Genomic DNA, 7,682 nt, shown 5'->3' with positions numbered 1-7,682 from the left:
CATTAATCAATTACGATAGAAAAAATATAGCCGGTTCAAAAGAATCGCAGATCATTTTGTATAAACATTCTCCGGATAATGCTTTGAAGGCCATATTGACCCGACAGCTTGGAATAAAAATCATCGTTGACAAACAACGGAAAATTTACTTTTTAAACAATGTGAAGTTTCACTTTGATTTTGTGAAGAACCTGGGCACATTTATCGAAGTTGAAGCAATTGACGATCAAGAAGCCTTTACGCTGGAAGAATTAAAAGAGCAATGTGACTACTATTTTAACTTCTTTGAATTGACGCAAAAAGATCTCATCGACAAATCATATAGCGACCTGATTTCAGAGCTTGAAAATTAATATCAAACACAATCCATCAGCAACTTATTTTACACGCAATCAATGAAAAAGGACATCCCATCTATCATCATCTCAGACGAGATCATCGAAAAATTAAACAATGCTGTCAAAACCTCACTGGATTTCGAACAATTAACCCGAAAACAACTGAATATAACCAGTATTGTGGGGGAAGTTCTCGCTTGCAAAGTCCACGATCTAAAACTCGTAATCGACGATATAAACGAAGGTTTTGACGCCCTGGACAAAGACGGTAAACGGGTACAAATAAAAACAAGAAGGTTTAAAGGTGTTAATTCTGCTATGACAGGTCCTTTATTGAACAAAAACTTCGAGACTCCTTTTGATTATGCGCTATTGATCCTTTTGAATGAAAACTATGAACTTTTAAGCAGCTATAAACTTAGTTCTGATTCAATAAACAAGCATTTTGAAAGAATCAATGAAAACAGGATTACGATCGGTAAGCAAAAACGAAAAACAATGGCTATTTCCCAATTCATGAAACTCGCCCAAAAAGAGTAGTTTATTCTTTGGAGTAGTCTCCCGAAACATTGAAATTCAGTCAACAAAAAACGCGGTTCATCACTAAATGAACCGCGTTTTATTTTATTTAGATATTTTTTTACTGCTTGATAAACGGAACCGTTTCCGAACCTTCACTTCCGCTGATTCGAACCAGGTAATACCCGTTTTGTAAATCACCTACCTGGAAATCGACACCGTAACTTTGATTGTTGTTACTGACATTCTGACGTTTAACTACCCGCCCGTTCATGTCCACAATTTCAGCCTCGGCATTCGATCCTACATTTCCAACCAATTCCACTCTGATTTTATCAGAAGACGGATTCGGGAAAACCATCAGTTCATTTGTCAGTACTTTTTCATCCAGTTCTAAGGCAAATCCAACGGAGAAATTGTAACGGTGATACGCTCCGAAATCTCCCGGGAAAGTCTCCACGATGGATCCTCCTACTTTGCGGACACGGAATGATCCCGAAGTCTCACCTTCTGTTTGCGCAGAGTACCAGAAACCCAAACCATCATTATCGCTGTCTTCCAGAATCAGGGAATAACAACCCGGAGCCAAATTAAATGTGTCTTTGTAGTCTGTTGAATTGGCAAGTGAAGTACGTTCAAAAATGGTACTTCCGTTTTGATCTACCAATCTCCATTTGTTTTCGCTGGCTTTATTGTTCGTAACCATCCAAACAAAGAACGGTCCATTGATTACTTCCGGAGCGGTATATTTTGTTTTGAATTCATTGTTGTTCGGATATTCATCCAGTGAAGATGAGCCGTCGATTTCAATGACGCGGGCATAAAATCCATTGGTAGGATTTGCCCCCAGCCAGAAATGCTGATCTGCGATCGGAATTTCCACGATTTCCTTTTGCAGGAATCCTAAATTTCCGGTCCAGACATAATCAACAAAGTTTCCGTATGTAACCCAAATCCGGATTTTACAAGAAGTCAGAGGCAAAACTCCGTTGTTTTGTAAAATAACACGCGGATTGGAACACGTCGGATTCCACTTTTTGTAATATTCATAGCTGTTCGGATTCAAAATATCCAAAATGGCAGCATCGTGTTGGAAATTAGGTGCTGAATACGAAACCAGGTCAATTGCCGTGATAAAGTTTCCACCCGCCTGACCAGCATCATTCGCAGGCACATCACTGATATCGTAGTCGACTGAAATAGTTGCTCCCGGCTGTACAAAAGAAGACAACTCGTGATCAAATTCTCTCACCATGTCTCCCGGACACCAGCCTTCGCGTGAATACGGCCATGTTCCACCCTGAGCAGTATTCGGATTCTTTCCGCAATCGTCTCTCCAGATACTCCAGCTGAAACGCTCCACTCCATCAATAATTATCTTGTGCTGCTTGTCCTGCCATTCGCAGCAAGCTCCGTTTCCAACTTGTCCGTGTCCCGTAAGACGCGTTCTGATCTTAAAGTTTTGGGAAGTATCCGAAAGAACCACTTGTTTTGCCTGTAAGACTACATCATTCGCCATATCAGCGTAGTTGTAGGAAGTCCAGTTTTGCCAGATCGGTTGAATATCGTGTACATCTCTTGCCGGAATTCCTTCTACAAAAGCAAACTTCAGGTCGATCAATTCCTGTGTATTATGCGCTGCCAAATCGACCATTCCATGCAGGTATTTCTGATAATCCGTTACATCATAAATCCACGTAAATCCTTGTGGTCCCAAATCAAATCCGATTCCGTACGGTGTGATGTAACGACCGATTTCCACATCATTTATCAATTCGAACGGTTCTTTGTAGTAAAAAATTGTATCGTTTAATTCCGTTGCGTCAACCGCACCAGGTCCTGAACCAAGGTTTGATCCAGAAGCCGAAAGTGTGTCGATCGTTCCCTGCGTATAGGTTTTCTGATTAGAAGAAACAACGAAATTATTGTCGCTTGCAACATAGTTGAATTTCACTGAAACTGCCGGAAACAAAGCCGTCAATACGGAATCCTGTGAAGCTGCATTGTACGTTCCCTGATCGAGTGAAAAAACAGGAATTTCATTGGAAGAAACTGTACCCGGAAGAAAAGGAGCATTGGATGAAACAACTGTATTAGTCGTTGAAGCCATTGCCAGGCGGTTGTGGGTTGAGCGGTCAATACAAGCTCGTTCTCCGTCAAAATCATAATATACTTCAAGGTCTGCATAATTCGGATGAGCAGCTGTGATCTTTTTGTTCATCCAGGCAGTGATATCCGCAGCATTGATCGCTGTTGACCAAACACTGAATTCATCTATATCTCCTTTAAAGAAGTTTCCTTCAAATGCATTGGCTCCTAAAATGAATTTCGCAACCTTCCCTACCGGCAAATTTTTCCCTGTTCCGGAATGCCACAAAACCCCGTCTCTGTAAATAAACATTTGTCCGGTAGATGTTTTCTTCACAAATGCCCAGTGATGCCAAACGTTATCAATATCTGTTGCTGTTGCGGCTTTTGAAATCCGGTCATAGCCGGAACCCGATCCCGCATCGAAATAAATCGTATTATCGGACCACGGCATGTGAATGTTAAACACTCTGTTTCCCAATGAATCCAAAGCTTCCAAAATAGATGTGCTCGTTCCCAAATTACCGTTTCCTTTTGTCCAGAATGCAACGGTTACATCTGCTCCCAAATCCACATTACTCAAATTGACATCTGCAAAGTTGGAACCGGTTGCTCTCAAAACACCGCCGGCATTGTTGTAAAACAATGAGTTGTTCGCTCCAAGAGTCTGTGTGGAAAGTGCGCTGGTAGTTGAGGCCTGGTGTGCATCTTCATATGTTACTTCGACGATGAGATTGTCTGTTCCATTGTAAACAAACGGCGCTGAAAAATGAAACACATTTGCCCCGTTGACGATGTTTGCTACATCATCATTGAAAACAGAACTAAATCCGGTAGTTTCCCAGGCCGTTAAGGCAGACAAGGAAGTGTGTTTGATTTTGATGGTCACATTTTCCAGTTCGGAAAGTCCCTGTGAGAACATCAATTGCAAGGCCTGGATATTTCCTGCTGTTACTCCGTTGGCAGCAAGATCTGCTGCGGAAACAATCCATTGCATTTTTGCTCCGTTCGCTCCCGATCTCACAAAATCAACTGAGGAGGCAGCGGAACCTGAAACTGCTTGCATGTTTGGTGTTTGTGCCGTTCTCCTGGAAACCTGGCGGTATTGCTGATCAAAATACACCTGATTTGCATATGCGTAAGAAACAGGAGCCTGCGTGTTCACTTTAAACTTCGGACCTTCGACTCTCACCGAATCCCAAACATTGGTATGATCTAAAATTCGCGTGTAGGTCAAATAATCCCATTCACCGCAATTGTATTGATCCCAGGTTGTTAATGGAGAGCACTTTAATTTGTAGTACATGAGTACTTTTTCAAAGCGTTTGTTGTCCAGACTTGCCGGAAATTGGAAATTGGCTCTTCTGGTCGTGATGCTGTCAAACGTGTAAGTTTGCACCCAGGTGGTGTCCTGAGCAAAGGAAAGCGTCGCAAACACTCCAAATAAAGCGGAGAGAATCAGTCTTTTCATAATTATTCGTATAGGTTTGTAAAGATAACCGAAAGAAAAGGTCTGACTACAACGTTTTTGCGACATTTACGGGACAATTGTCTGATTTTCTTGTAATGCTAACAAAAGTGGTGATTGCGAATAGAGGAGTTTTTATTTAGGTTTATACATTTCTGAGAAGTATAATCAAGACCGAGAGAGTCAGGAGTCAAGACTTAAAAACAGTTTTTTGACTTCAAATTTGCCGGAAACGCAGCAAAATCGCGTGTTTAATTTATAACATTTTTATACTGTATCTATACTTGACCCATACTGTATCTATACTCTATCCATAGTTAAGCTATTCAGGTCCGGTTTTTTGTGATTTCGGATTATTTTTGAATGGTGTTTTTTTTACGATTGTGTGCATGTCGTTCTCAATACTTCCGACTGAAAAAGTCGGAAACTCGAACGGACATATCCAATCGAATTATGTACTTCGACTTGATTCGACTGGCTCATCACAAGTTGCTCAATACGCTTTTATGCCGAATGAATTTGACGTGGGTTTTCTTCTCCCTCAGAGGGGTGTGAGGGGCGCAGAAAATGAAAAACAGTATCCACTCAAGTTTGTGTGGACTACGGGAAATTTCAAAAACCACTTAAACTCCCGGACAGGTTAATAGACTTTAAAAACTGGTAGTCTGTTGAACGTAAGGCTTTCGAAATAGGGGCTGTTCTGATAAATAAAGAATAGTTGTGCTCCCGGGTTTTTCGCGAATTCGGCATCTTCTTTCTTTTTCGCTAAAAACAATGCTTTTAGTTTCGGGTCTTCTTCCAGCAATTTTGCAGCTACATCTTCAAAAACATACGCAGAGAAATATTCCTTTTCCTGGACATAACTATCCATAAAATTCCATGCAAAATAGGAATCTTCGCTTTTAGGTTCGAGCACTGATACGATAAAGTTTCGTTTGGATTGATTGGTCGGAATCCAGACACTTCCTTTCGGCAAAGAAATCTTTTCTGTCTGCTCACTGATTTCAACTTTTCTGTGCAGGTAATGTCCTTCATAGGGTTTTGAACCCGATTCAAATTTAAGAACGCGGAGTGAACTCACTTCTTTTTCCATCCGGTTATCAGTTTCCTGCATTTCCACTCCATTCAGCTTCAAGCGTTCAATGATCTCTCTTGCTTCGGCAGAAACGTAATATCCGTTTGGAATTCGAACGGAATCCTTTGCCAGGAAGGTTTTGTAATATGGAATGTATTTCGTGAAGGGTTTTGTGCGGTCATAAAACAAACGCTTTTCACCGCTCACCAAACTGGTTTTGTATTCGTGCTCAAATCCTTTAAACAAAACCGAATCTTTCTTCGGTGTCAGCTCATAATTGACCGGATAATAGGTTTTTCCGGTATCTCTTCTCAAAGCATTCTGGCGTGCATGTTCCAACCCTTGCGAAGCACCATGAGTCCACCCGATTAAAAAATCCAGGTAATCCTTTGTTGCCTGAACACGTTGTGGAAAGGGCTTGAGCATATGCGTTTCGATCGTTACACTCAATGCGTGAAATAGGGTTCCGTAACCCTGGGCATATCGCGGTAAATCATTAAATGCCTGTAAACCGGATTCCGGAGTTTCTTCCATTGTTTCGACATACGGCGACCAATCCCAGCCTTTTTTCCTGAGTGTTTCTGTCAGATACGGAATGTATTTCTGATCCATCAAACGCTGAAGTTCCGGATCTATCCGTTCTTTCATGGAATGAATCAAGGTTAACGTATATTGATAATCTGCTCCGTTTGATACATGTGTATCTACAAAAACATCCGGATCCAGGGCATGATAAATTTTAGCAAAGGTATGCGCATTCGGAGAGTCCATTTTGATGAAGTCGCGGTTCAAATCCAGGTTTTGTGCATTTCCTCTGAAACCGTATTCTGCCGGTCCATCCTGGTTGGCTCTGCTGGCAGAAGACCGGTTGAGCATCCCTCCTACATTGTAAGCCGGGATAATGGCAATAACCGGAAGATTACTTGTTTTCTTTCCTTTTTTGATCCATTCATCAATCCATAGCAAACAGGCATTTACTCCGTCCGGTTCACCGGCATGAATGGCATTATTGATCAGAAGCGTTGTTTTTGTTCTTGCTTTCTCAAACGTTTTCAGCGAATCCTGCGCACCGTTAATGACCACAAGATAAATCGGGTATTCCGTATCGGACATTCCCATCTGAAACAATTGAATTTCGGAATGTTCGGCATCCAGTTTTTTGTAGATATCAATCAACTCCGGATAAGTCGGTGTTTGATTTTTATCCCATTGAGCAAACAGAAACAAAGGGAAAAACAAAAAGGCAATTGTTGTTTTCATGTTTTAAAAATAAGCAATGCAGCAGAATTTGCTGTTTTCATTCCCGATGAAGTGTTCGCCGTTTTCCGGAATGAACCATTTCATTTACCAGACCCACCGATGAAAACAGTGTTTAAACTGCGATTTTTTCTGCCGTATTTTCGCGAATAATTCCTTTCCGGTGATTGATTCCCCAATGAATCATGCTATCCATCACATCGCTCAGTTGCCGGGCTGATTCAGTCAGTTCATATTCCACCACTACCGGAATGGAATCGTGCACCGTGCGTGTTACAATTCCGTTTAGTTCCAGCTCTTTCAATTCCTTGGAAAGCATTCTGGGAGTGATTTTGTTGATATTCCGTTGAATCTCCGTGAATCGTTTCTTCCCGAAAAACAGCGTCGCTATAATGGGCATTTTCCATTTTCCCGAAATCACATTCAGCGTATCGTTAATTGCCAAAACAAACTGAATCGGACATGCTTTTGCTTCTTCAAAACTGATTTTCTGTTCCATACTTCAAAAAATTACGAATGCCGAATTAAAAAACAATTCGTGATTCGGCATTATCGGGCTGCAAGTATACTAAAGTATATTGATATACAAAAGTATATTACTTCTTTTTGTATAGCATCTATTTCTAGTTTTGACGCATCAAACAATTAAAAAGAAACAAGATGATTTTAATAACAGGTGCAACAGGAAATTTAGGAAGAGCAACAGTCGATTTTTTACTGAAGAAAGTTCCGGCAAATGAACTGGCGGTGTTGGTACGCGATGAAAACAAAGTTCCAGATTTGAAAGAGAAAGGTGTGACTATCCGCATCGGAGATTATCACGATAAAAACTCATTAATCGCAGCGTTAGCAGGAGTTGACAAAGTGTTTTTGATCTCTTCCAACGATTTCAATGATCGGTTGGGTCAACACCAACGAGTAATCGACGCAGCAAAAG

Annotated in this window: 6 protein-coding genes; 3 read left to right on the top strand and 3 right to left on the bottom strand. The window is 41.1% G+C overall.

The genetic code is table 11. The features are described 5' to 3' along the window. On the top strand, positions 1 to 353 hold a 353-nt coding region (locus tag Q1V93_RS11540; protein WP_300664837.1), incomplete at its 5' end, for a CYTH domain-containing protein. A 42-nt stretch (positions 354 to 395) separates the two neighbouring features. Next, on the top strand, positions 396 to 878 hold the full coding sequence (locus tag Q1V93_RS11535) for a hypothetical protein (RefSeq protein WP_300664834.1): 483 nt from the start codon (positions 396 to 398) through the stop codon (positions 876 to 878). A 100-nt stretch (positions 879 to 978) separates the two neighbouring features. Here the strand turns inward: Q1V93_RS11535 and Q1V93_RS11530 are convergent, their stop codons facing one another. From Q1V93_RS11530 to Q1V93_RS11520, 3 genes are all read right to left on the bottom strand, one after another. Continuing rightward, positions 979 to 4,416, bottom strand: coding sequence for a LamG-like jellyroll fold domain-containing protein (locus Q1V93_RS11530; protein ID WP_300664833.1), 3,438 nt, complete (start codon positions 4,414 to 4,416; stop codon positions 979 to 981). A 637-nt stretch (positions 4,417 to 5,053) separates the two neighbouring features. Continuing rightward, positions 5,054 to 6,748: a M14 family zinc carboxypeptidase gene (locus Q1V93_RS11525; protein WP_300664832.1), complete on the bottom strand. Its 1,695-nt coding sequence runs from the start codon at positions 6,746 to 6,748 to the stop codon at positions 5,054 to 5,056. A 112-nt stretch (positions 6,749 to 6,860) separates the two neighbouring features. Beyond that, positions 6,861 to 7,244 (bottom strand): helix-turn-helix domain-containing protein, encoded by a 384-nt coding sequence (locus Q1V93_RS11520; protein ID WP_300664831.1) that lies wholly within the window; start codon positions 7,242 to 7,244, stop codon positions 6,861 to 6,863. 161 nt (positions 7,245 to 7,405) lie between these two features. Between Q1V93_RS11520 and Q1V93_RS11515 the strand changes: the two genes are divergently transcribed. Next, the coding region (locus Q1V93_RS11515; protein WP_300664830.1) for an NAD(P)H-binding protein at positions 7,406 to 7,682 on the top strand (277 nt) is incomplete at its 3' end.

This window comes from Fluviicola sp., from assembly GCF_030151805.1.
Classification (GTDB): Bacteria; Bacteroidota; Bacteroidia; order Flavobacteriales_D; family Crocinitomicaceae; genus Fluviicola.
Note: the sequence above shows the minus strand (reverse complement) of the source record. Positions and strands in the feature narration are given on the sequence as shown.